This is a genomic window from Sulfurimonas aquatica (assembly GCF_017357825.1).
GTDB lineage: Bacteria > Campylobacterota > Campylobacteria > Campylobacterales > Sulfurimonadaceae > Sulfurimonas > Sulfurimonas aquatica.
Window position 1 is genome coordinate 1,170,140 of record NZ_CP046072.1, and the last position, 23,896, is coordinate 1,194,035.

Below are 23,896 nucleotides of genomic sequence, written 5' to 3' on the forward strand. Positions count from 1 at the left end.
ATCCTTTTCATGACTATCTGTTGCTGACACAAAAATCTGAATGCAATCTAGTAACACCCTTTATAGTCTTTAAACGACTTCTTCCCAGCAGTTCTTTAGATTCTCTAAAAAAGCTTCTACCTCTTCATCACTTGATTGATACTTATCTATCTCATCTTTTGTAATTTTTACAGCTTCTATACAAGTTGCTATTATCTCTTCATACTCTTTTTGAGATAGGCCACAACTCTGTTTAGCAAAAGTTTTATATGTTTTTTCCTTCCACCAAAGTTTTCCACCACTGAGTTTCAAAGCAGGTATGTCATTTTTAATATATACGGTTGTAGTTATTACATCATATATAGGTGCTAGTCTTGCATCCTGATAATCATCTTCATACAATACACCGTAGTTCTTTAAGTGTCCGTCTCCATTTCTTAAAAGATGATTCATTATAAGTGCTGTAAAAAAGTCTTTTAATGCTTTTTTTCTTGTTTGTGGACTAACTACATCTTTTATAACTCTTACTACCTCTTCATAACTACCATTATATTTCTCATCAGTCCCTCTAGCAGTAAGTACACACATATCTTCAAAGCCTAAATATGATTCATCATCTTTTATGTCAAACCGTTTCATTATAAACATTGAAAGATCTTCACTTAGATAAAAATCTGGTGTATCAAGACCAGCATTTACAACCGCTCTCATACAAAAGTACTCGTTAAGTGCAAGTTGTGGATATGTTTTCTCCCATGACTTAACTATGTAATGCTCAAACTTCATTGTATTTTTGTTTTGGGCTGTGAGAAGTAGCTTTGGCTGAACACCTGATACTCCTGAGCGAATTGCATATTTTTGCATTAACTCTTCAAAGAGGTCTGTTTTAGTATTTTTTAATATATCATCTAACTTTAATCTCTCGCTTTCTTCACTTAAAAAGTTAAACTTTACACGACCAAGCATATAGGGACCGATTAACTTTAAAAAATTAATATCATCCATCTCTTGGATTTTTGCAAAGTGGTTTTTTATTGCCTCTTTTAAAGAACCCTCTGGCATATTCATCTCAAAAATTGGATGGAGTTTTTTTGAGTTCCAGCTTGATTTGCGTATAGGCATCGTTAAAGATACCACAGAGGTAGAATTATCTAGATAATTAAAAACATATTGCTCATCTTCATAAGCTAAGTTACCAGAGAGTTCTTTATTGATATAGACTTTTAAGCTGCTATCTTTCATCTTGCAACTCTTCTAATGTTTTTGGTCTACCTTTCATTCTTATATTAAGCTCATAGCCGAGAAGATCTAAAATAGTCTCAACTTTTTTGATACCAACTTCATCTACAAAACCATTTTCTATCTTGCTTATAGTCCTTTTAGTGATACCAGAGTAGTTCTCTAAATCATCTTGGGACCATTTTTTACTCTTTCTTAAAGATTTTATCTCTAAACCTAACTCATTAAGTGTCATAGTAAGTCCTAATTTCAGAAGTATATTTCTTATAGTATCAGTAAAATACTTAATAATGTATTATACTTCCTATATTGTTCACTGGAACTATCGAGTATAAATCAGAGATGCATCACTCACTATTAGCTACATAGTTTGTACAATTTAGGAGCTTTATATTAATGCACTATAAGCAATAATCGCCATCTAAGAATTAGAAAAATAAATTTAAAGGAATTGCATATCTCTGATGCTCCTAATCCCCAAAAGAAAGTATATCCTTACCCAAATAGAGTATAATTCCAACAACATTTAAGGATGACTTCTTTTGAAAATTAACAATATGTTAAAGGCATCTATTTTTATACTTTGTGAAGATTTAACTACTATAGCAAAAATCTTACTCCCTTTTTCAAGTATTAAATCTATCTCTTTTTTGTCATTTGTTCTGTAGTAATATATCTTAGTTTGAGTTGTACTCTAACTGATGTGCTTTAGCAGCTCACTATAGACAAATGTCTCTACTGCATCTCCTTTGTGAACTGAATTTATAAGTTCATCAGCACTGCTAATATCAAGTAGGTGAGAGAATACTCCACTATTTGTCATGAAAAGCTTTTGTGACTTTATAAATTGTGTTGAGATATTTGAGCTATACGGTTGAAAAAGCGATATCTGATAAATCATTTCCAATATCTCTTATGTCTCGTTCTACATATGTACTAATATAAGAGTTATACCATAATGATTTCCCTCTTATGGAGTCTATCTTTAAAATCTCAGGGTATTCCCCATTGATTATTGCAGTTAAAATTTCTTCATACGATATTGCTATACTCTTTAATCCATCCACCCCTTTGCTAAAGAAAATATCTATTAGCCTCTCTAAAAAACAGATTATTATAGAAGCAAACTTTTTTGAATTTGAAATAACATTTTAAATATTTTCCAGTTCAAATACAATATCAGGGTAGTCTTACAGTGTGAATAGTAGAGAAAAGTGCAATAAATTAGATAAATATAGATTCTATAAATAGGAAAAATTTATAAAAAAATATGAAAAATGAAATTATTATAAATAATATATATGGAAAATCAGTTTTCAACAGTATGGGTAATTTAGAACCTAAAAGTAGATCTATTTTTATTGTTCATATAATATTTTAGTATAAATAGTTGTGATAAAATGAGTTGTAAACTTTTTAAAACTATTTGAAAAATACCACTAATTGCTGCTCATCGTGGAGCTTTCTCTTTAGTATGGGTGTGAATAGTGATATCTACTAGGAGTATGAAATGTCAAGTTTAGCATGGCTTAGCAAAAAGTTAGAGAGTGAAAAAGTACTCTGTCAAGCCTGTTCTCACTCTTGTGTTCTAAAAGAGGGAGAGTATGGTATTTGTGGCGTTAGAAAAGTTGAAAATGGTGAACTACAACTCTTGGTCTATGGTTTAGCTGCAGCTATAAACGTAGATCCAGTTGAGAAGAAGCCGATGTTTCACTTTCTACCAAATACTAAGGCCTTTTCTTTAGGTACGGTTGGGTGTAATCTCTCATGTACTTTTTGTCAAAATTATTCGATTTCTCAGTATCCAAAAGAGAATGCTCATCAGATAGCGGGACGAGAACTCTCACCCCAACAAATAGTTGATTTAGCAATACAAAATGGGTGTGATTCTATAGCATACACCTATAATGAGCCAATAGTCTTTTTTGAATATACCTATGACACTGCAAAGCTAGCACATGCAAGAGGGCTTAAAAACATCTATGTTACTAGTGGCTACGAAACGAAAAAAGCGATTGATCTACTTGCTCCCTACATTGATGGGATGAACATAGATATAAAGTCCTTTTCAAATGAGTTTTATAAAGAGATTTGTGGAGCAAAACTCAAACCTGTTCTAGAGAGCGTAAAATATGCTAAAGAGAATGGGATATGGGTTGAGATAACGACTTTAATCATCCCTGATAAAAATGATTCTATGGAGGAGCTTCGCTCCATAGCAAACTTTATTGCTAGCGTTGATAACTCAATCCCTTGGCATATCTCAGCTTTTCATCCTATGTACAAGATGTTAGACGCTCCTAGAACGCCTTTTAGCACTCTTAAAAAAGCTTATGATATTGGCAAAGAAGAGGGTTTAAAATATATATACCTTGGAAATGTGGATGATGAAAAGCGTGAATCTACCTACTGTCCAAAGTGCAATAATGGCGTTATAAGAAGAAATGGAAGGATAGGGGAGCATGTTACTAACCATCTAGATGAGAATGGCGTTTGTCCCCACTGTTCTTATGAGTTAGAGGGAGTCTGGAAATAATAATCTTTAGAGTTCATTTTTCTCACCATATGAGACAATATGAGTATCTATATGTAATTTTTCTGTTATCATCTCTTTAAAAGTTTGTTGGGCTATCTTTTCTCCATGAATAATAAATACTTTTTTAAGATTTTTAATCTTTGAAATCCAGTGAATCATACCCTCTTGGTCAGCATGCGCTGAAAAGCCATTTATAGTATGTATGGAAGCTTTTACAATAATGTCTTCATTGTAAATATTTATCCACTCAGCACCCTCAATAATCTCTCTGCCTAAAGTTCCCATTGCTTGGTACCCAACAAAAACTATGGCGTTTTTACTCTCCCAGATTTTGTGTTTAAAGTGACGGGTGATTCTTCCACCATTGCACATACCGCTACCGGCTATTATGATTGCTCTTGAGTCTATGTCGTTGATGGCTTTTGACTCTTCTGGCTCTTCAGTGTAAGTAAGCCATTCAAAGTCAAATACAGAACCATTCTCTTTGATGTTTTCTTGGCAGTTTTCATTTAACTCTTCAGAGTACTTATGATAAACGTCTGTAGCTTTTGTAGCCATAGGACTATCTAGAAACACTTGGCACTTTGGCAGCTCTTTTTTCTGATGCATATCGCGTAAAATGTAGAGCAACTCTTGTGTTCTCTCAACCGCAAAAGAGGGGATTAAAACATTTCCACCTGCATTTATTGTTTTGATGATCACTTCTTTAAATTCGGCTATGGTTGATTCTATTGGTTGATGGTTTCTATCGCCATAAGTAGACTCAACATATAAAAAATCCGCTTTTTTACACTTTTGCAAATTTGGAAGCACAATGTTGTTGTCATTTCCAATATCGCCTGAGAAAACTACCGTATGAGAAACGCCATCTTGCATGTAAGAAATCTCTAAAAAAGCTGCACCGAGGATATGCCCAGCGTTACGGTAAGCAACACTAACTCCCTCGCAAATTTCATAATACTCATCGTACTCTGTCTCTACCCACTCTTTGTTGAATGTGCTTTGAACGTCGAGAGGGCCATAGAGTGGTTTTTGTAGTTTTTTCTCTGTGGCTTTTCGAGCCGCTTTTTTATACTTTGTTTCAAAGTCTTCATTCATGATTTTTGCGCTATCCATAAGAATGATATAGGCTAAGTCTTTGGTTGCGGGGGTGGCGTATATCTTGCCTTTAAAGCCCTCTTTTACAAGTTTTGGAATACGACCTATATGGTCAAGGTGAGCATGTGTGACTAAGAGGTAATCTATCTTTGAGGGATCAAAAGCAAAAGGTCTTTGATTTTGATCCTCTTCTTCGCCTTGAAACATACCACAATCTATCATGATGGAGATACCATCAACTTCTAAAATATGGCAAGATCCAGTGACCTCTTGTGTAGCTCCGTAGGATGTAACTGTTGGCATAATAGACTCCTATAGTAATGATTATTATCTATACTATAGCGTCTATTAAATAATTTTATAGTTTATTTGATATAAATATCTGTAAAATATTCTCTTAAACTTTTAAAGAGCTACTCCAGATACCGTGTAGGTTACATCCAGCTTTAGCACTAAGAGTTTTAACGCCATCTAGTTTAACACTAAATGATGCAGTTCCACGAGAGATTTCAGCTTCTAGTGTAGAAGTTCCTACTTTTTTCCCATCAGCGGATAAAGAGATAAAGTCAATCCAGTGCGCTGGAGTACTTGGGTGAATAATTCCACCTTGTCCAACTGTGATTTCTACTAAAGTATAACCCTTAGAATCTTTTGTGCCTAGAGTTATCTGTGGCGTATGTTTAAGTTCACCAGGCGCTAGTTTTTTTGGATCTTTTGGAGTCATTTCCATACGGTTCATATATGGAGCCTCTTTAGCACTAGCTGTTACTGCAACACCAAGTGCAGCGATTGTAGATAATTTTATAGCTTCTCTTCTGTTCATTTTTTATTCCTTATTATTTGGTTGGTTATCTGTAATTTTATCATCTTTATATTAACTCTTTATCACTTGGTAATTAAAACGAAAATTATTAAAGTTAAAATAAATGAGATACTTTTCCATAAGAGAAGAGGATTCCTCTCTAATAGTGGTGGACGGCTATTTTTTAAAAACTCAGAGTTAGGATGACGTAAATCATAAATAAATTCTGAGAGTTCATTATAACGATAATATGGATTGACTTGAAGCGCTTTTTTAAGAGTCTCTTCTATCCATATCGGTATGTTCTTCTCATCAGAGTAAAGATGAGTGTACTTTAGTTTTCGTTGCTCTTTTTTTGTTTTATATCTGGCTACTTCCACTCCATAGGGAAGTTTACCGCTTATCATCTGGTAAACTATAACGCCAAGTGAGAAGACATCGCTAGATGCAGTGCCACTCTCTCCTATAAAATACTCAGGAGCTGAGTACTGTGCTGTTCCTTGAAGGTTTTCTTGTTCTATAAAAGAGTTTATATCAGAGATCCCTTCAACTCTTGTTGAGCCAAAGTCTATGATTTTAACAGCACCATTTTTATCTATGAGAACATTTTCTGGACGTAAGTCTTGATGGATCATCTCGAGTCTATGAAAGGCTTGAATGCCTCTAGCGATTTGTTCAGCCATTAAACGCACACTCTCCATATCTGGATTCGGATTATCAATCATCCATTGCGTTAGCGTTTGTCCTTCTATATACTCTGTGACAATATAGATATAGTTACGCTGTCGAGAAGCGAGATATGATTTGGCCACATTTGTATTATTTATACGAATGGCGATCCACTCCTCCATCATAAATCTCTCTAGATAAGCCTTGTCATCTTGAAACTCTAAAGATGGTGTTTTTATAACGACTTGCTCGTTTGTATCATCATCAATGGCCAAGTAGACATGACTTCTGCTTGTACCACTAAGTTCACGTACAATTGTGTAACCATCAAAGGACTCTCTTTCACTCAGTATCGGAGCAAATGGTTTGTTGGTAAGCTCTTGCGTTATTTCATTTATCTCTCTATCGGGTAAAGAATCAACTCTAACAAGTTGTACCGTTATGTTGTCGTCACTCTTATTTGCATAGGCATGCTTACCTAGGATATCTGCTATTTTTTCAAAACTATCACTGTTGTCTATTACTGAACTTATTATAAATTTTTCTTCAAGAAACTCGTAAACGCCATCGGTCATAAAGAGATATACATCATTTTCTTGAACTTGAAAACTCTTATAATCAAGATAGATATGTGAATCAATTCCTAAAGCGCGAGAGAGATAACTTTTCTCACTTGAAACCCAAATGCGATGATCGTCCGTGAGTAGTTCAAGCTCCGCGTCTCTAAGACGATATATTCGTGAGTCCCCAATATGAAATATATGTGCTGTAGTCGAGCGAAGAACCATCGCACTTAAAGTACAGACATAACCTCTGTTCTTATCATAATGGTATTGGCCCTGCTTGCTTTGTGAGTACAGCCAAGAGTTTGTAGCGTTAATGACTCTTTGGGCTGATTTATTTACACTCCATGTCTCTGGTGTTGAGAAATAATCGCTCAAAAATGACGTAACGGCGGTTTTACTAGCGACTTGGCTCACAGCACTACTACTTATGCCATCAGCTAAGGCGATTGCAATGCCTTTACTTGTAAGTTGGGGTTCTTTTGGGATTAAAACATCATGAAAATCTTGATTTATCTCTTTTACTCCCTTGTCGGAGTACTCGCTAACTGATACTGCAAGTTTTTTTTTCATATTTTAAGACCCTTTGAGCTTTAGATAAAAAGAGTGTAAGAAAAACCATTATATTTTGGTTTCTCTTACATTTTTCAAGTAGATATTATAACTTCTACCAAGATTTATATGGTAAAAACTTTCCATTCATAGTAATAACAACTCTATCGCCTTTTGGATCTTCTTCTTTGTCGATGTCAAGTGAAAAGTCTATCGCGCTCATTATTCCATCTCCAAATTTCTCTTGAACGATCTCTTTCATAGTCTCACCATATACTCCGGTAATCTCATAAAAACGATATACAAAAGGATCTTGTGGAATACCAAAATCCCAAGTCTTCATTGGATACTCTTGAATTGTAGCTAAGACATCGCCGCTTAATCCCAAGACCTTACACAGCTTTGTAGCTGCTTTAGGTTTAAGAGAGTTCGTACCTAAACAAGCAGACGTTAAAAAGACTGGAGAAAGTCCAACCTTGCCTGCTATGTCTTCCCAGCTAAGACCTTTTGATTTCTTAGCTAAAATTATCTCTTCCGTCATTTCAATTTTTGTCATCTTAATTATCCTTTATTTTTTTGCTTAACGATTAACCTAAGTTTCTTTTTGGGCTCTCTTTAACATGTGTAAAGTAAAGAGTTAAACCAGTAAACAGTAGACCACCAACTAAGTTACCCATAGCAACTGGAACTTCATTCCATAAAAGGTAGTCAAGAATTGTAAAGTCACCACCCATGATTAAAGAGAATGGGAATAAAAACATGTTAACGATTGAGTGTTCAAAACCCATAAAGAAGAACAGCATAATTGGCATCCACATTGCAATCGCTTTACCACTTACTGTAGTAGAAACCATAGCACCAACAACACCCATAGCAACCATCCAGTTACATAACATACCACGAATAAATACCGTTATCCATCCTGTAACACCATGTGCTTGGTAACCTAAAGTACGAGCTTCACCAATACCAGCAACCTTTGTAGCTATTTTTCCACCAAAACCAGCTATATTTGGATCAAAAGTACCATAAGTGAAAATGAAAGCCATCAAAAATGCAACAGTAAGTGCACCACCTAAGTTACCTAAAGCAACAAGACCCCAGTTACGTAGTATTTGAGGGATAGTAACGCCTGGGCGTTTATCTAGCCAAGCTAATGGAACTAACATGAAAACACCAGTTAATAGATCAAACTTCATTAAGTAAAGCATTATAAACCCAACAGGGAATAATACTGAAGCTAATATAAATGAGCCTGATTTCATTGCTACAGTAATAGCAAAAACAGCTGCAAGCGCTAGAATCGCTCCTGCCATGAAAGCTCTTATTAGTGTGTCACTTGTGGACATATAAACCTTAGACTCACCGGAGTCAACCATTTTTGTAACGAATTCAGTTGGTACTATATACGACATTTTAATTCCTTAATTTTTTTACAATCTAATTGTATTAGTAAAAGTATACATTCTAGTGATATAAAAATGTGATATAGATTGTATGATTTTTATACAAGAAAAGCTTAATTTTACATTAATTAATAAATGGGATTTAATAATATTATATGTAAAATGATTGATATGTGAAAATATAGAAATGGAAAAAGTGAAGTATATAAAAATAGACTTTTTACTCAAAAAAACTAAATTGAGTGTGTGTAAAAAGTCTAATTTATCAGAGGGTTAAATATTCAATGATTATATTATGAAAGTACCTCATACATAGAAGTTCTTCCAAATTTTTGGGCTAGCATAGGAGCTGTAGCACCTCTTAAGTTTGCTATTGACTTGTCGGCACCTTTTTCTACAAGAAGCTTGCATAACTCTGGCATATCATCCATAATAGACTCCATTAGAGGAGTCCAGCCAACACCATCGAGTATGTTTATATCTGCACCTTTATCTAGTAAAAGTTGCACCATCTCTCTACGGTCTCTTCTAATGGTTATATGTAGCAGTGACCATCCATAATTATTTTGAATATTAAGATCTTCTAATTCATTAACAATAGATGTAAAAAGTCCAATGTCATTTTTATATACTACTTTTTCTATAGCTTCAAATATATCTTTGAAGTCCTCGCCATAAGAGTTGATCTTACCTTGTGTTTCTTGTGATAAAGAATTGATTGTTTGCATATTGTTTCCTTCTCATATTATTATACTAAAGTATAGCTCTTTAAGTTTAATAAACAGAAACTTCCTCTTAACATATAATTAACATTTAATTATATATAATATTCGTATACAATATAAAAGGACAGAAGAATGAAAAAAATACTAATAGTAGCAGCAGTTTTCTTAATGACACAATTGAGTGTTTCGGCAAATATGATGCAAAACATGCGTCATGCGAATCCTTTACCGAATTTAGTGAGTTTGAGTCTTAATAATGCCTCGACTTTAAAGTTGAGTGAAGCGCAGATAAAAGATTTGAAGACATGGTCAAGAGATAATAAGCCAAACATGATCAAGTTGATACAACTAGTGATAAGTGAAGAAAAAGCACTTATGATGGAAGCTCTCACTACTGACAAAGATGTAATCAAAAAAGCTGAAACTATGCTAGATGCACGTAGAGAGATAATAAAAATCAAAACTCTTTGTAGAGAAAATTTACGAAAAATCTTAACAAAAGATCAGTATGCTCAAGTAATCGCGATGTTTATTGAGAATAGAAAAGGCAATAAAGGTCAAAAGGGAATGAAAGGTATGCAAAAAGGTATGAGGTAGTTTATCTACCTCTACTGAAAAGATGTACCACCATCGATGACTATAGCTTGACCAGTTAACCAAGAAGCTGCGTCAGAACAAAGGAATGAACAAGCACCTGTTAAGTCAGTTGCATCACCCATACGGCTTAGTGGAGAGCGTTTAACAACTTCCGCTTTTACCTCTTCATAATTAGGGAAAGCTTTAAGTGCATCTGTATCTATTGGGCCACCGCTTACTGCGTTTACTCTAATGTTTTTCTCACCAAGCTCAGCCGCAGCATAACGAACCATAGTCTCAACTGCCGCCTTGTTTGTACCATGACCTGAATAGTTTGGAGTGTATACAAGGTTACCAGTAGAACTCATAGAGATGATAGAACCACCACCAACTTTCTCCATTCTCTTAGCTGCTTCTTGCGCACCAACAACAAATGCTTCAACAGTTGCAGTATAAATGTTCCCAAGACCTTTTGGCTTAAGTCTCATGAATGGAGCAAATCCACCAACAACAGCACGACCAGAGATAATAGCGTTTGATATGAAAAAATCTAATCTATCAAAATCTTCATCAAACTCTTTATAAACATCTTTATAAGTTAATGGCTCTAAAATATCTAGTTTATAAGCACGAGATTTAACACCATATTTAGCTTCGATATCAGCAATGATTTCATTTGCCGTATCTGCACTTGAAGCATAAGTAAACGCTACATCACACCCTTTTGATGCAAATTCGTAAACTATTGCTTTACCAATACCACGAGTTCCACCAGATATAAATAGTGTCTTTCCAGTCATAGTTTTTTCGCTCATTCTTATAATCCTTTTATCTCGTAATTTTTCATTACTTGTTCAATTTTTTTCATATTTTCTACACTTGGAGCAAGAAGAGGAAGTCTATACTCTAGAGTGTCTATAAGTCCAGCTATATACATTGCCGCTTTGATAGGAATAGGGTTGGCCTCACAAAACATTACAGAGTTTAGTGGATAGAGTTTGTCATTGATAGCTTTTGCCGCAGTAAAATTACCAGCAAGAGTTAGTCTTACTATCTCTGATTTTAAGTCAGGCATTAAGTTTGATGTTACGGAAGTGATTCCAGCTCCACCATTTGCAAGCATAGGAAAGTCAATAGCGTCATCCCCAGAAAATACTTTAAGGTCAGGTCTAGCAGATAGAAGTGCAATAGCACGCTCTAGTGAACCCGTAGCCTCTTTGATACCGTAAATATTTGGTATATCATCAAAAAGTCTGATAACTGTCTCGGCTTCTATGTCAACTACAGTACGTCCTGGAACATTGTAAAGCATAAAAGGAAGATCAGGAACTGACTCGGCAATAGCCTTATAGTGCTGATATAATCCTTCTTGTGAAGGTTTAACATAGTAAGGTGCAACTGAAAATATAGCATCGACTCCACACTCTTGCGCATTTTTTGCAGCAAGAATTGCTTCTGAAGTAGAGTTACTTCCAGCGCCTGCAAGTACTTTTGTAGTAGTGCCTTTACAAACTTCAACTGCAATTTCCATACATCTTCTGTCTTCATCAGATGATAAAGTTGCACTCTCACCAGTTGTTCCAACTGGGCATACAGCATCCATGCCATTGTTTATTTGGCGTTTAATCAAAGCGGCATATGACTGCTCATCTAGTTTTCCATTTTTAAAAGGAGTTATTAGAGCTGTTGAAGAACCTGTTACTATATTCATTATAATTTTCCTCTATATTAATAATGGGCAATTATAGCTAAATATATTTAAAGTTACTTATTTTGAGGTGAAAAAAACTCTCTTTTTAAGAGCCTTTTGAAGTTTTTACAGAGCTGGGGATACTCTGTAGAATGACTCTAAAATTGTCTTTTAAGTATATTTTTTTATATACTCAAAAGATGAAGACACTCTTTAGTTATTTCTTTAAAATAAGAGTAGTGGACTTTTTAAAGTCAAAGTATTTATTTGCTACTTTTTGTACTTTTTTAGCAGTAACTTTTTGAATATCATCTTCATAAGTCATAAGTGGCGTTATATCACCACGCACTAGATAACTTCCATAAAGATTTGCAACTGAAGTTGAACTCTCTAAAGAGTAGATAAAGTCTGATTTTGTATTGATTTTCACTTTTTCAAGTTCAGCTTTTGTAACCTCTGTGTTTTTCATAAGTTCTATTTGCTTAATCAGCTCTTTTTCAACCTCTTCAGCTTTAACGCCAGGGTTACACGTCGCCATAAATATAAAAAGAGCTGGATCTATATTTTCCATATTGTAAGCATAAACACTATTTACAAGATGTTTTTTATTTACAAGTTCTTTATATAAACGCGAGCTTTTTCCAGAGTAGAGGATTTCTGAGATTACACTCAATGTTACTTGGTCTTTGTGCTTAAAGTCAGGAATATGAAAAGTAATAGCGAGCATTTCAACTTCACTATCTTTATGAACTGTTACGCGTTTAGCACCATCTTGTTCTGGTTCAACAAATTTGAACTCAGGTATAGCAGCACTATTTTTTATCTTGCCAAAGGCTTTTTTAGCGCGTTTAAAGACGTCTCTAGGATCTACATCACCTGTTACCATTAAGATGGCATTACTTGGCTGGTAGTAAGTCTTATGGAAATCTTGAATATCTTTTAACTCCCAAGTTCTTATATCATTCATAAAACCAATAGGAGTCCAGTGGTATGGATGGTAAAGGTAAGCATTGTTAAAGAGTCTAAAGTAAAGGTAACCAAGTGGAGAGTTATCTGTTCTCCAACGTCTCTCTTCAGTTACAACATCGCGTTCAGGTTGAAACTCTTCATCTTTAAGGTTAAGGTTTTGCATAAGTTCAGCATATAAATCTATAGATTTGTTAAGATTTTTTGTACTTGATTTTATATAGTAGTGAGTATAGTCAAAGCTAGTTGATGCATTGTTAACTCCACCAACACTCTTTACCTCTTTGTCAAACTCTCCAGATTGAAGGTTCTTAGTTGATTTAAAATTCATATGTTCAAGCATATGTGCTATACCAGTTTTTCCCATTACTTCGTTACGACTTCCGACCTTATAAAAGATATCAGTAGAGATAACATTTGTATTGTTATGAAGTGGAATAACTACTATTTGTAGTCCATTTTTTAGAGTTTGAGTCTCGTATTTTGGTAGTGAAGATGCCATTAGTGTTCCTAAAGTTAGTATTAGTGTTAAAAATATTTTTGTTATTTTCATTATTTTCTATCGATTCCGATTGCCTCAGTGATATTTGTGTATCCGTCCGCTTTTAGTAGTTCAACTAAACCTTTGTTTATGTTCATAATCATATCAGGACCATGAAAAACAAGACCGCTATATATCTGAACAAGTGAAGCTCCCGCTTTTATTCGCTTGTACGCTTCTTCTGCAGAATCTATACCGCCAACAGAAATTAGTGTAGTTTTACCATAAAGCTCTTTTGCTATAGCTTCAAAGATTTTAAAACTTTGCTTCTTTAAGACTGCGCCGCTGAGTCCACCTATCTCTTTAGGCTCTTTTACAAGTGAGTAGTCTATAGTGGTGTTTGTTGCGATGATACCATCAGCGCCTTTTTCTACCGCCATTTTTGTAAGTGTAACAGCGTCTTCTATCTCCATGTCAGGAGCGATTTTTAAAAGAATTGGCATTTTTGTAAGCACTTTGGCTTGTTTGAAAAGTTCACCAATAAACTCTTCATTTTGCAAGTCGCGAAGACCTGGAGTGTTTGGAGAAGATATGTTGATAACAAAGTAGTCACCAAGACCATCAAACGCTTTTATAAGATGTGTATAGTCGTTTATGGCATCTTTCTCAGCTGTTACTTTGTTTTTTCCTATATTTACACCTATTGGCGTTGAAAATGGAAATCTCTTTTTGAGTCTTTTGATGACTTTTAGGGCACCTTCATTGTTAAAGCCCATAGCATTTTGAAGAGTCTCTTCTTCTATATGGCGAAACATTCTAGGTTTTGGGTTTCCATCTTGTGGCTTTGGCGTTACGGTGCCTATTTCAGTAAAACCAAATCCAAGAGTTTGAATCCCTCTAATCATCGTAGCATTTTTATCAAATCCTGCACCAAGTCCTACTGGATTTAAAAAAGTACGACCAAAAAGCTCTTGGTTTAAAATCTCATCATTTATAAAGTGAGACTCTAAAAAAGAATTAAATGGAATCTGGCATATATTTGGAAGTCTTAGCACAGATGCAGCTAAGTGGTGGGCATTTTCTGGTTCTAGTTTAAAAAGGAGTGGTTTTATAGATTGATAGTTTATCATTGTGTGATTATACCTACTAGTAAATTTGGAGAGATTGTACTAAAAATTTGCTAAGTAACTAATAAAACTAAGACTCTGTATACTCAGTTCTAATTTCAAGAAATTTATCTAAATTTTCAAAGAAAAGATCTACAAGTTGTGGGTCAAAATGTTTACCCCTCTCTTTTTTGAAGTACTCAAGTATATCATCTAATGGCCATGCCTTTTTGTAATATCTATCACTTCCAAGTGCGTCAAAAACATCTGCTATAGCTGTAATGCGACCATATATATGAATTTTATCCTCAGACAAGGCATCAGGATAACCTGTTCCATCCCACTGTTCATGATGCTCTTTTGCAACTATAGCGGCTGCCTTAAGAATAGGGCGTCTAGAATCTTTTAAAATACCATAACCTATATCCGCATGGGTCATCATTATTTTCCATTCATCTATCTCAAGTTTCCCTGGTTTTTTCAAAATAGAGTCTGGTATACCTACTTTTCCAATATCATGCATAGGTGAGGCTGAATAGAGAATCTCACACTCCTCTTCACTCAGTCCAACTAGACTAGCAAGAAGTTTAGAGTAGAGTGCTACACGTTTTACGTGGTAGCCGGTCTCTTCTGATCTACTCTCTCCTATCTCTCCCATTTTATAGATAACCTCTTTTTGGGTCTCTTCTATCTCTTGGTGAAACTCGACAATTTTTGTTACATCATGCCTAATGGCTAAGTACTCAAGAATATTTTCATTATCATCAAATATTGGAACAATTGTAGTGTCTAAATAGTAAATGTCTCCATTTTTGGATCTATTACGTAACTGACTATTCCAAATTTTACCTGATGTGATGGTACTCCATAACTCTTTGTACTTTTTAATAGGAGTAGATGGGTCTTTGACAACTCTATGGGTATTTCCTATGAGTTCAGACTCAGTATAGCCAGAGATTTCACAAAATGCTCTATTTACGTAAGTAATATTTCCATTTATATCAGTACGTGAGAGTATGTTACTTTCATCTATCGCTCTTTCGTACTCTTTAGCGTTTTTCATTGCTTGTGAAAAATTTTGATTTGAGATACTTAAATCAGTTGCAAGTGAATTTTTTTCATTTTCTATATTAGTGATATCAACCATTATAGACATATACTCGATTATATTGCCACTATAGTCTAGTATAGGGTTTATAACACTATCTAGGGCATAGGTATTGCCATCTTTACTTATGTTTTTTATGATTCCGTACCATGTTTTTTTGCTTTGTACAGTTTGCCATAGATCTTTAAAGAGAGTGTCAGGCATATCTTTATGTCTATAGATTGAGTGTTTTTGCCCGATAAGTTCAGCCTTTGTATAGCCAGATAAGCGGGTAAAGTTTTCATTTACATAAGTAATAACACCTTTTGTGTTAGTCCGAGTTATGATACAACTTTTCTCAAGTGCATTGTTATAGTGGTTTAACATATTTCTTTGCATAAGTATGTTTCTATTTTTTCTATCTGCTTCGATAGCGAGGTCTACTTTTAAGACTAACTCTTCAATATGAAAAGGTTTTTTTATGAAATCAAAAGATCCTGCTTTAAAACTATCTCTAACTAATTCTGGCGTTTGATATCCTGAGAGAATCATTATAGGAATATGAGAGAGCTTTTTATTTTTTTTGATTCGTCTAAGTAGGTCTAGTCCATGTATATCTGGTAGTTCCATATCTAGGATTATTATACTTGTCTGTGTTGAAGAGATTTTATCTAACCCATCTTTAGAAGTGAGAGCTGAGATAGTATTATAGTTTCTAATGCGGAGGACACTGTTTATATGGTCTTGTAAAAACTCAGAGTCATCTATAATCAAAATAGTCGATTGTTTATTTTTTTCTAGCTTTTGGATAGTTGTGTGTATCTCAGATACTGCATCATTAAAGTACTTATCTTTTACTATGTAATCAAGTATTCCATCTCTAAAAAGAGACTCTCGTTGCTCTATGTCAGTTTCTGATGTAAGTATGATGATTTTAGCATCTGTAAGAGAAGTTATTTTGTTTACAAGTTCATATCCTGAACCATCAGGGAGGTTTAAATCTAGGAGAACATAATCATAAGTCGATTCATTTAAAAAAGCTGATGCTTCATGAAGTGTATGTGCTTGATCGCAGTTATATTCAAATCTATCTAAAGTCTTTTTTATGGAGTTATTTATAAATTCACTATCTTCAACTATTAATATTTTATAATCTCGAATAGTTTCATTAGAACTGAATAGATTAGAATCTAACATCGATACCTCTTGTGAATAAAATTCATATTTATAAATGTTAACATAAATTTGTTGCATTAAGACTTTATTTTAAAGAACTTCTTTTAAATATGAGGTTTTTTAAACTTTTTTCTTCATCGTCACTTGCAAACTCTTCTAGATTTTCTAGTTTTTTTATAAACTTAAAACTTGGTGACCATTCACTTATTAAATCGATGATGAAACTACTCTCTAGGTTGGGTGAATTTAAACATGAAAGCAGTATACAATCTTCGCTTGCTATTTGTGGTAGTTTTTTTATAATCTTTTCATAATCTTTAGTTGCTTCAAAGCTTCCTCTTTGAAAGGTGGGAGGATCGATGATGATTAAATCAAATGGACCCTTGCGTTTAAGTGAAGAGAATGATTTTAAAATGTTATAAGGAAGGTAACTCACGCCACGAGGGTCTAACTCATTTAAGGAGTGGTTTGCCATTCCTGCTTTTAAAGCTCCCTTACTCATGTCAACATTAACTACTTCATATGCCCCGCCAAACTTTGCAGCTAAAGAAAATGCACAAGTGTAAGAGAAGAGATTGAGTACTTTTTTATCTTTAGTATTTTCACGAACAAACTCTCGACCATTTTTCATATCTGGAAAGTAGCCACTATTTTTATTTGAGAGGAGGTTGAGTTTTATTTTCATACCATTTTCAACTACATAGATATCATCCGAGAGTTCACCGACCAAAACTTCACTAGGAGAACCTGGAAGATAACGCAGCTGCACCACTAAGGTTTCATATCTTGACGCATTGGTAAACTCTACAAGCATATTTAAAAGTTCGCTTTCACTCTCTTCTTTAAAATAAAGTGCGACGCTTAAGATAGTGTCAATAGAATCAATAGTAAGGTGCTTCCAACCATCATATAAGCCACCACGACCATGAAAAAGTCTTTTAAACTCCTCATTAGTAGCTTGTGATTTTTCTACAAGGTGATTTTTTATATCTTCTACTCTCATTAGACCTTTTCCCAGAAGCTACCTTGTGGTGTATCCATTAAGTTAACGCCAAATGAGAGTATCTCATCACGTAGAGTGTCTGAGAGCTCAAAGTTTTTCTCTTTTTTTGCTTCGTCGCGTTTGGCAATAAGTGAAGTTAATTTCTCTTTTGTATCTTCATCCATACCAAATTGAAAATACTCAAATGGATTTTTAACACCAAATCCTAAAATAGTCTCTATATATTTTAGATTTGAAATAGTCTCTTTTTTTAGCAGTTTATGTTTTCCCGGAGTGTCAAGGGTTTCATTGGCATTAGATATCATCTCTTCAATGAGCGCTAAAGCAGTAGAGACATTCATGTCATCACTTAAAGCAGCTAAAATCTCCACTTGAAACTTACTGCTCTCCGTGTTGTCGGCAAGACCAAAGAGACGCTTTTTAAGTCGATAGATCTTATCTAGACGTTTTTTTGCTGTGCTCAGATCTTCTGAGTTAAAGTTAAAGTTACTTCTGTAGTGAGTACTAAGAAGATAAAAACGCAGAACCTCTCCGTCGTACTCTTTTAGAGCGTCTTTAAGAAAAAAACTATTTCCTAAAGACTTTGACATCTTCTCTCCATCTATATTTACAAAACCATTATGCATCCAGTAGTTTGCAAGTTTGTGGTTTGAACTACATCTTGTTTGAGCTGCTTCATTTTCATGGTGAGGAAAAAGTAGATCCGCTCCACCACCATGAATATCTACTGCCGCACTTGTACCTTCTTGAGCAAGATGTTTTTCTATCATAGCCGAGCACTCCAAATGCCATCCAGGACGGCCAGGACCAAAAGGAGAAGGGTAGGTTATAGTATCATCTTTTACAGATTTCCACATCGCAAAGTCGGCGCTATTGCGTTTGAGTCCGGAGCTTTCAACTCTCTCTTGCTTATCCTCTTCATCTTGAATGCGTTTTGAAAGAGTTAAATACTCACTATCACTTGCAGTATCAAAATAGACATCGCCCTCAGAAGTTACATAAGCATGGTTGTTATCTATAAGCTTTTGTATCATCTCTATCATTGCTTCTATATTTTGTGTCGCTTTAGGCTCTATGTCTGGTTTATTCACACCAATAGCTTCCATCTCTTTATGAAATGATGCTGTATAAAAATCTGTAATTTCTTCTATGCTTTTGTTTTGCTCTATCGCTTTTTTGATGATTTTATCGTCAATGTCCGTGATATTTCTTGCATAGGTAACGTCATAGTCATTAGCGCGAAGAACTCGCGTTAAAAGGTCAAAAACCAGTGCAGATTTTGCATGTCCTAGGTGAGCATCATCGTATACTGTTGGGCCACAAACATATAGAGATACTTTTCCCTCTTGTAGTGGATTAAACGCTAACTTTGTTTTTTGTACTGAATCATATATTTTCATTTAGGTTTTCTCTAATCTCTTTTATTAAATTTATATTTTCAACCCACTCCGTAGGGATTTTCATATCGTCTTTTGTTGCTAAAATCATTGCTACAACCATGCCCCTTGCTGAACTATCGCCACCCGCTTTTGCATTTTTTTGCATGATGTTTTTAAAACTATCATCTTGAGCTAAAAGGTGAATAACGCCAGCGAATCCACCATCTATGCCACAAGCAGGCCCAAAACTTCTAATGCTTTTTACGCTATCTACATCTTTACTAGCAAGCGCTTCTTCTATCCACTTTTTTAAACTTGGATAACTCTCTTTTAACTTTTGTATATTTTCAATGATGTTAGGATTTTGCATAGAGTCCCAGAGTAGTTGGGCAAAAAATCTTGTTGATGTTTTAGCGAGTTCACTATTATGCGTTATCTCTACAAACTCATTTACAGAGTTTAAAAACTCCTCTTTTGTTTTTGAACAAATAAGTAGGGGAGCTATACGACCACATATGCTTAAGTCACTTGATTCACCACCCATATTTTCAAGCGCATTACGAGTAGCACCATCTATATAACCATCATAATCTGACATTTTTTTCGACCAGTATGCATGAAAATCTTCTTTATTGAAAGAGCCATGCTTACTTACATACTCTAAAAGATAATGTGTTTGGTCACCGTAATGAGTAAAGTCACCTTTTACTTTACCTTTATGCCACATAGCTTGTGCATCGTTAAGCGTTTCCCAATCTATATTTAAAGCATTGAGTTGTGCTTCATCATATACCCAATGAGCACCCAGTGAGTAAGCATCAGCTGCAAGAGAAGCTAAAATAGAGTTTGTGATTTGTTTGTTCATGATAAGCCTTTAAATTATAAATTGATTTATGTACTTTTGAATGTAGAGTAGTACTATTGTAAATATAATAGCGCAAACTATAAGATAGATACTGTTTTTTGAGCGAAGTATATCAAAAAAGTTTTTCATTCCAAACACTCTCAGTGTAAAGAAAAAACTTACAAAACCACCTAAAGTACTAGCTAACGCCAAACCTGAGACTCCAAGAGGAGAAATAAATGCTAAGGCTAAAACTATATATGAGAGCAGTGAAATAGTAGCAATTTTAGCAGCTCTTCTTTGCATCTCTTTTGCATAGAGCCATAGAACAAATAGCTTCTGCAGTCCAAAAGGCAAAAGTCCTATCATATACATCTGTAAAACGGCAGTGGTGTTTTGTGTATCGTTAGAGCTAAAAGCACCTCTTTGAAAAAGCAACCATGTAATCTCATGTGAGAGAACAATTCCTCCTATAGTACTAGCAGTAAGTAAAAACATTAAAAACCAAAAAGCTTTTTTTAGATTTTCTTTTGCTTTTTCTTCATCACTGTTTTTTAGATAGCGAGCAATTCTAGGAAAGAGAGCTATAGAAGTGGCAATGGCAAAAAGAGCAAGAGGAAGCTGAAAAATTCTGTTTGCATAGTAGAGATAAGAGATAGAACCAGTTACTAAAAAAGAGGCTAAAAATGTGTCTAAAAATGCACTTACTTGTGCAGTTGAATTCCCCCACATTGCTGGAAAAAAGTTATTTCTAAATTTTTTAGTATCTTTTTTTATAAGAATAGACTTCACTTTAAGGTATTTAAAACCACCTAGAAGAAGTTTTGCTAGACCCATCTGCTGCACGGCAATGATATGTGCTATAAGTTGTAGCACTCCACCTACTACAACGCCATAACTAAGGTAGTAAACTATTTCACTCTGCGTTTTGTCTTCTGAGAGATATATCGCTACTATCAAGGAGAGGTTTAAGAGCGCCGTAGAAAATGCAGAGGTTGCAAAATGGTTTTTATACTGAAGCATCCCACTTAAAAATGTCATAGAAAATATAAGAGGTAAGTACCAAAAATTTATAGCTACATAAGGGGATGCTATCTCAATAGTCTGTGCATCAAAACCAACAGCAATGGCTTTTGTAAAGAGTTCGGGAATGATATTTACTAAAAGAGTTATCAGTAGGATGATAGAGAGAAAAACAAAAAAAATATTTACAGAAAAAACTGCTTTATGTCTTGATCTTGCAAAAGCAGGTATAAATACTTGGGTAAAAGCACCCTCAGCAAAGATTCTACGAAAAAGGTTAGGTAGTTTAAACGCGATAAAGAAGATATCACTGTAAATATTCGCACCAAGAGCCGAAGCTGTAAGTAAATCTCTGATAAATCCTAAAACTCTTGAGAACAAAATCCCAAAACTATTGGTAAAAATGGCTTTAAACATAGGCTTCTTTGTAGATATATATTATATTTACATCATATTAACAAATATTTCGTTAAAATTAACACTAAAATAAAACTAAATCAGGTTTGGTGGATAAAGTATGGCACTATTTGGCTCTAAAGATAAAGCTACAAAATCAAAAATCGTTCAGCCTACAGTTATAAGAACTCAAAATGTTGCCAGAGAGATAGTCTCTTTAGCCAAGAGTTATAATGTCAAACCAGAGAGTTTAGATTTTAATATCTTAGAAGTTCATACATATACTAGAGTAAATGATGCTACAAAAGAGTCAGAGTGGGAAAGTGTACAAGAGGGTAACCTGTATGAACTTGATGATGAGACAGCACTTTTAAATAAATTTTTCCAAATTAAACAGACTTATGAGATAGAGATATATTCTATAAATACAGAAGAAGAGAACCCATACAGTAATTTTAAAATTGCTGTTGGCGCTAACGCTAGTAAATGTAAAGTTTATCTCAGCATTGCTGCTGGTTCATCACTTACATATAGTAAAAGACTCGATCAAGAGTTAAGAATCCTTATAAATAAGAAAAAAATTAGAGCTGGAATACTTATAAATATTTTTGATGAGATGTTAGATGATTCTATTGCTAAAATTTCAGCTATAGTTAGAGTACAAGATAGTTTGGTTTTTAAAGAGTCAAAGACTATACTCATTGCAGAGGGTTTTGAGCCCACTGAAACTACAAATGATACACTTATTTTACATTATGAAGATAAAGAAGATATAGATGAAGATACGAAAGTTGACTATGCATCTCGAGGTTTTATTCAAAGTGTACGTGAGGGCGAGGTTCTAATAGAATATATAAAGCCAAAACTTGGACTTCCTGGTAGAAATTGTAGGGGTGAGTTTATGCAACCAAGTGAACCTACTATTTCAAATGAAGTTACTTTTAGTATTGGCGATAGTATAAAAGAAGTAGAAACTCAAAACTCCGTACAGTATATATCTAAGGAAAATGGCTATATAGCGTTTGATGATAATACATACTATATTAAAACAGATATGGATATTGGTGAAGTGAGTTTTAAAACAACTGGAAATATCATAAGCGGACTTGACTCTGATGTAAATTTAAGCGTAAAAGAGACGGATGCAGTAAAAGATGCCATAGGTGCTGGTATGGAAGTTGAGGTAACTGAGATTGACATTGATGGAAATGTTGGCTCAAACGCCAAGGTAACAGCAATGAAGGCTACCATTGGCGGTCAAACTCATGGCAGTTCTATTGTCAGGGCCGATAAGCTCGATATAAACGTACACAAAGGTACGGCTTTTGGAAAGAGTGTTAAAGTTACTAGGCTTGAGCATGGTGAAGTTAACGGTACAAAGGTTAATATCTCACAGGCAGTAGGTGGAAAAATACGTGCTAAAGAGATTTACATAGAGATATGTGCCTCACATGTAGATGCTATTGCGTCTCATCTTATAGAGATAAAAAAACTTCAGGGTAGTGAAAATACATTTACTATTGATCCTATGATTAAAAAGTCAAAGCAAGAGGGCCTTAATGAAAACAAAGGGATTATTGAAAAACTAGAAATAGAGATCAAAGAGATATCAAAGGAAGTAGAAAAATATACCCAACTGGTAAAAGATGGAGCGGCTGCGTTTAACGACATAAAAAAAAGACTTGTTAGTTATAAAAAGAGTGGAGTAAAAATGCCATCTTCATTTGTGAAAAAGTATAAGCAATTTACTGAAGTACAAGAGCAACTAAAAGAGAAGCAAACGACTTACGGTGTAAAAGTGGACCAACTGAAGCTTCAAAAAAGTAAAACTTCATCTTTTCAGGATGATATCTGTGAAGCAAGAATTATAAATAGGGATCACTGGGTAGGATACAATGAGATTGTATTTCAGCTTGTTAAACCACCTGTAAGACTTGTGCATAAACCAGCACAGGGTTCACCAGATAAGATTTTTGGAGTTGTTGAGATTGAACCGGGTCAGTATGAGATACAGGCTATGACTGAATGATAGTGGGCTTAAATGGTAGGGTAAAGTATAAAGAGCCAAGTTTTGTTCACATAGATGTACATGGTGTTATTTATGAAGTTTTCATATCTTTGCAATCATTTTCAGCACTTCCTAAAGATAATATAGAAATATTTATAACACATATAATTAGAGAAGATGCACAACTTCTTTTTGGTTTCTTGGACATAAGTGAAAAAAAGATGTTTGCAAGACTAATAAAAATAAATGGTGTTGGTCCTAAAGTAGCTATGGCGATATGCTCAACATACACACCCTCTCAATTTGCAACCGTTATCAATAACAAAGATATAAATGGCGTGAAAAAAGTTCCAGGCATAGGACCAAAGAGTGCAGGGCGAATTTTAGTGGAACTTAATGGTTTCGATGCTGAAATTCTCTCATCTGAGAATAGTAATCCATCCTCTTTAGCGTTTAGCGAGGCAAGCGAAGCACTTGAAGCACTTGGATTTAAAAAAGACAAAATAAGTAAAGCACTATCTGCATGTGAAGGTGATGATACTGCCTTACTTGTAAAAGGTGCACTAAAATTATTACAAACACTTTAAAAGGA

General features: G+C 34.5%; 22 protein-coding genes and 1 pseudogene. 4 read left to right on the plus strand and 19 right to left on the minus strand.

All coding sequences use genetic code 11. The annotated features are described in order from the left end of the window. Positions 1 to 69 precede the first annotated feature (69 nt). From GJV85_RS05670 to GJV85_RS13880, 4 genes and pseudogenes are all read right to left on the minus strand, one after another. Positions 70 to 1,221, minus strand: coding sequence for a type II toxin-antitoxin system HipA family toxin (locus GJV85_RS05670; protein ID WP_207562895.1), 1,152 nt, complete (start codon positions 1,219 to 1,221; stop codon positions 70 to 72). After that, complete coding sequence (locus GJV85_RS05675; protein ID WP_207562896.1) at positions 1,211 to 1,453, minus strand: helix-turn-helix domain-containing protein; 243 nt, start codon at positions 1,451 to 1,453, stop codon at positions 1,211 to 1,213. The genes GJV85_RS05670 and GJV85_RS05675 overlap by 11 nt, the downstream gene beginning before the upstream one ends. A gap of 291 nt (positions 1,454 to 1,744) precedes the next feature. Then, positions 1,745 to 1,894, minus strand: coding sequence for a DUF4143 domain-containing protein (locus GJV85_RS13875; protein ID WP_207563146.1), 150 nt, complete (start codon positions 1,892 to 1,894; stop codon positions 1,745 to 1,747). Positions 1,895 to 1,912: 18 nt separating this feature from the next. Then, positions 1,913 to 2,285, minus strand: a pseudogene (locus GJV85_RS13880) (hypothetical protein). 443 nt (positions 2,286 to 2,728) lie between these two features. On the opposite strand from GJV85_RS13880, the gene amrS reads away from it, so the two are divergent. Then, a complete protein-coding gene (gene amrS, locus GJV85_RS05690) occupies positions 2,729 to 3,754 on the plus strand; it encodes an AmmeMemoRadiSam system radical SAM enzyme (protein WP_207562898.1) in 1,026 nt (341 codons plus the stop codon). A gap of 6 nt (positions 3,755 to 3,760) precedes the next feature. Here the strand turns inward: amrS and GJV85_RS05695 are convergent, their stop codons facing one another. From GJV85_RS05695 to GJV85_RS05720, 6 genes are all read right to left on the minus strand, one after another. Continuing rightward, positions 3,761 to 5,155 carry an MBL fold metallo-hydrolase RNA specificity domain-containing protein gene (locus GJV85_RS05695; protein ID WP_207562899.1) on the minus strand — a complete coding sequence of 465 codons (1,395 nt, stop codon included), beginning with the start codon at positions 5,153 to 5,155 and terminating at the stop codon, positions 3,761 to 3,763. A 94-nt stretch (positions 5,156 to 5,249) separates the two neighbouring features. Next, on the minus strand, positions 5,250 to 5,675 hold the full coding sequence (locus tag GJV85_RS05700; protein WP_207562900.1) for a desulfoferrodoxin family protein: 426 nt from the start codon (positions 5,673 to 5,675) through the stop codon (positions 5,250 to 5,252). Positions 5,676 to 5,737: 62 nt separating this feature from the next. Next, positions 5,738 to 7,459 carry a bifunctional protein-serine/threonine kinase/phosphatase gene (locus GJV85_RS05705; RefSeq protein ID WP_207562901.1) on the minus strand — a complete coding sequence of 574 codons (1,722 nt, stop codon included), beginning with the start codon at positions 7,457 to 7,459 and terminating at the stop codon, positions 5,738 to 5,740. A 94-nt stretch (positions 7,460 to 7,553) separates the two neighbouring features. Beyond that, positions 7,554 to 7,994: a cyanase gene (gene cynS / locus GJV85_RS05710; RefSeq protein ID WP_207562902.1), complete on the minus strand. Its 441-nt coding sequence runs from the start codon at positions 7,992 to 7,994 to the stop codon at positions 7,554 to 7,556. A 31-nt stretch (positions 7,995 to 8,025) separates the two neighbouring features. Beyond that, positions 8,026 to 8,853 (minus strand): formate/nitrite transporter family protein, encoded by an 828-nt coding sequence (locus tag GJV85_RS05715; protein WP_207562903.1) that lies wholly within the window; start codon positions 8,851 to 8,853, stop codon positions 8,026 to 8,028. 284 nt (positions 8,854 to 9,137) lie between these two features. Beyond that, a complete protein-coding gene (locus GJV85_RS05720) occupies positions 9,138 to 9,572 on the minus strand; it encodes an ankyrin repeat domain-containing protein (protein ID WP_207562904.1) in 435 nt (144 codons plus the stop codon). Positions 9,573 to 9,701: 129 nt separating this feature from the next. On the opposite strand from GJV85_RS05720, the gene GJV85_RS05725 reads away from it, so the two are divergent. Then, positions 9,702 to 10,166: a hypothetical protein gene (locus tag GJV85_RS05725; protein ID WP_207562905.1), complete on the plus strand. Its 465-nt coding sequence runs from the start codon at positions 9,702 to 9,704 to the stop codon at positions 10,164 to 10,166. An 11-nt stretch (positions 10,167 to 10,177) separates the two neighbouring features. On the opposite strand, the gene GJV85_RS05730 is transcribed toward GJV85_RS05725, so the two are convergent. The 9 genes from GJV85_RS05730 to murJ form a co-directional block, all read right to left on the minus strand. Then, positions 10,178 to 10,960: an enoyl-ACP reductase gene (locus tag GJV85_RS05730; protein WP_207562906.1), complete on the minus strand. Its 783-nt coding sequence runs from the start codon at positions 10,958 to 10,960 to the stop codon at positions 10,178 to 10,180. A 2-nt stretch (positions 10,961 to 10,962) separates the two neighbouring features. Continuing rightward, a complete protein-coding gene (gene dapA / locus GJV85_RS05735; protein ID WP_242689866.1) occupies positions 10,963 to 11,862 on the minus strand; it encodes a 4-hydroxy-tetrahydrodipicolinate synthase in 900 nt (299 codons plus the stop codon). 190 nt (positions 11,863 to 12,052) lie between these two features. Beyond that, positions 12,053 to 13,303: a M16 family metallopeptidase gene (locus tag GJV85_RS05740; RefSeq protein WP_207562908.1), complete on the minus strand. Its 1,251-nt coding sequence runs from the start codon at positions 13,301 to 13,303 to the stop codon at positions 12,053 to 12,055. Positions 13,304 to 13,353: 50 nt separating this feature from the next. Then, positions 13,354 to 14,412, minus strand: coding sequence for a quinone-dependent dihydroorotate dehydrogenase (locus tag GJV85_RS05745; protein WP_207562909.1), 1,059 nt, complete (start codon positions 14,410 to 14,412; stop codon positions 13,354 to 13,356). Positions 14,413 to 14,479: 67 nt separating this feature from the next. Beyond that, complete coding sequence (locus tag GJV85_RS05750; protein WP_207562910.1) at positions 14,480 to 16,672, minus strand: response regulator; 2,193 nt, start codon at positions 16,670 to 16,672, stop codon at positions 14,480 to 14,482. A gap of 64 nt (positions 16,673 to 16,736) precedes the next feature. After that, on the minus strand, positions 16,737 to 17,654 hold the full coding sequence (locus GJV85_RS05755) for a class I SAM-dependent methyltransferase (RefSeq protein ID WP_207562911.1): 918 nt from the start codon (positions 17,652 to 17,654) through the stop codon (positions 16,737 to 16,739). Continuing rightward, positions 17,654 to 19,054, minus strand: coding sequence for a cysteine--tRNA ligase (gene cysS, locus GJV85_RS05760; protein ID WP_207562912.1), 1,401 nt, complete (start codon positions 19,052 to 19,054; stop codon positions 17,654 to 17,656). The genes GJV85_RS05755 and cysS overlap by 1 nt, the downstream gene beginning before the upstream one ends. After that, complete coding sequence (locus GJV85_RS05765) at positions 19,041 to 19,898, minus strand: ADP-ribosylglycohydrolase family protein (RefSeq protein WP_207562913.1); 858 nt, start codon at positions 19,896 to 19,898, stop codon at positions 19,041 to 19,043. The genes cysS and GJV85_RS05765 overlap by 14 nt, the downstream gene beginning before the upstream one ends. Before the next feature lie 9 nt (positions 19,899 to 19,907). Further along, positions 19,908 to 21,317: a murein biosynthesis integral membrane protein MurJ gene (murJ, locus tag GJV85_RS05770; RefSeq protein ID WP_207562914.1), complete on the minus strand. Its 1,410-nt coding sequence runs from the start codon at positions 21,315 to 21,317 to the stop codon at positions 19,908 to 19,910. A 100-nt stretch (positions 21,318 to 21,417) separates the two neighbouring features. Between murJ and GJV85_RS05775 the strand changes: the two genes are divergently transcribed. Next, entirely contained in the window at positions 21,418 to 23,325 is a 1,908-nt protein-coding gene (locus GJV85_RS05775; RefSeq protein ID WP_207562915.1) for a flagellar assembly protein A, read from the plus strand. Then, a complete protein-coding gene (gene ruvA / locus GJV85_RS05780; protein WP_207562916.1) occupies positions 23,322 to 23,891 on the plus strand; it encodes a Holliday junction branch migration protein RuvA in 570 nt (189 codons plus the stop codon). Before GJV85_RS05775 ends, ruvA begins: the two co-directional genes overlap by 4 nt. Positions 23,892 to 23,896: the final 5 nt, after the last annotated feature.

What these genes read in the sequence shown, in the direction of transcription:
- GJV85_RS05670 (WP_207562895.1), bottom strand. Translation starts at nt 1,221, where the DNA reads ATGAAAGATAGCAGCTTAAAAGTCTATATCAATAAAGAACTCTCTGGT.
- GJV85_RS05675 (WP_207562896.1), bottom strand. Translation starts at nt 1,453, where the DNA reads ATGACACTTAATGAGTTAGGTTTAGAGATAAAATCTTTAAGAAAGAGT.
- amrS (WP_207562898.1), top strand. Translation starts at nt 2,729, where the DNA reads ATGTCAAGTTTAGCATGGCTTAGCAAAAAGTTAGAGAGTGAAAAAGTA.
- GJV85_RS05695 (WP_207562899.1), bottom strand. Translation starts at nt 5,155, where the DNA reads ATGCCAACAGTTACATCCTACGGAGCTACACAAGAGGTCACTGGATCT.
- GJV85_RS05700 (WP_207562900.1), bottom strand. Translation starts at nt 5,675, where the DNA reads ATGAACAGAAGAGAAGCTATAAAATTATCTACAATCGCTGCACTTGGT.
- GJV85_RS05705 (WP_207562901.1), bottom strand. Translation starts at nt 7,459, where the DNA reads ATGAAAAAAAAACTTGCAGTATCAGTTAGCGAGTACTCCGACAAGGGA.
- cynS (WP_207562902.1), bottom strand. Translation starts at nt 7,994, where the DNA reads ATGACAAAAATTGAAATGACGGAAGAGATAATTTTAGCTAAGAAATCA.
- GJV85_RS05715 (WP_207562903.1), bottom strand. Translation starts at nt 8,853, where the DNA reads ATGTCGTATATAGTACCAACTGAATTCGTTACAAAAATGGTTGACTCC.
- GJV85_RS05720 (WP_207562904.1), bottom strand. Translation starts at nt 9,572, where the DNA reads ATGCAAACAATCAATTCTTTATCACAAGAAACACAAGGTAAGATCAAC.
- GJV85_RS05725 (WP_207562905.1), top strand. Translation starts at nt 9,702, where the DNA reads ATGAAAAAAATACTAATAGTAGCAGCAGTTTTCTTAATGACACAATTG.
- GJV85_RS05730 (WP_207562906.1), bottom strand. Translation starts at nt 10,960, where the DNA reads ATGAGCGAAAAAACTATGACTGGAAAGACACTATTTATATCTGGTGGA.
- GJV85_RS05740 (WP_207562908.1), bottom strand. Translation starts at nt 13,303, where the DNA reads ATGGCATCTTCACTACCAAAATACGAGACTCAAACTCTAAAAAATGGA.
- GJV85_RS05745 (WP_207562909.1), bottom strand. Translation starts at nt 14,412, where the DNA reads ATGATAAACTATCAATCTATAAAACCACTCCTTTTTAAACTAGAACCA.
- GJV85_RS05750 (WP_207562910.1), bottom strand. Translation starts at nt 16,672, where the DNA reads ATGTTAGATTCTAATCTATTCAGTTCTAATGAAACTATTCGAGATTAT.
- GJV85_RS05755 (WP_207562911.1), bottom strand. Translation starts at nt 17,654, where the DNA reads ATGAGAGTAGAAGATATAAAAAATCACCTTGTAGAAAAATCACAAGCT.
- cysS (WP_207562912.1), bottom strand. Translation starts at nt 19,054, where the DNA reads ATGAAAATATATGATTCAGTACAAAAAACAAAGTTAGCGTTTAATCCA.
- GJV85_RS05765 (WP_207562913.1), bottom strand. Translation starts at nt 19,898, where the DNA reads ATGAACAAACAAATCACAAACTCTATTTTAGCTTCTCTTGCAGCTGAT.
- murJ (WP_207562914.1), bottom strand. Translation starts at nt 21,317, where the DNA reads ATGTTTAAAGCCATTTTTACCAATAGTTTTGGGATTTTGTTCTCAAGA.
- GJV85_RS05775 (WP_207562915.1), top strand. Translation starts at nt 21,418, where the DNA reads ATGGCACTATTTGGCTCTAAAGATAAAGCTACAAAATCAAAAATCGTT.
- ruvA (WP_207562916.1), top strand. Translation starts at nt 23,322, where the DNA reads ATGATAGTGGGCTTAAATGGTAGGGTAAAGTATAAAGAGCCAAGTTTT.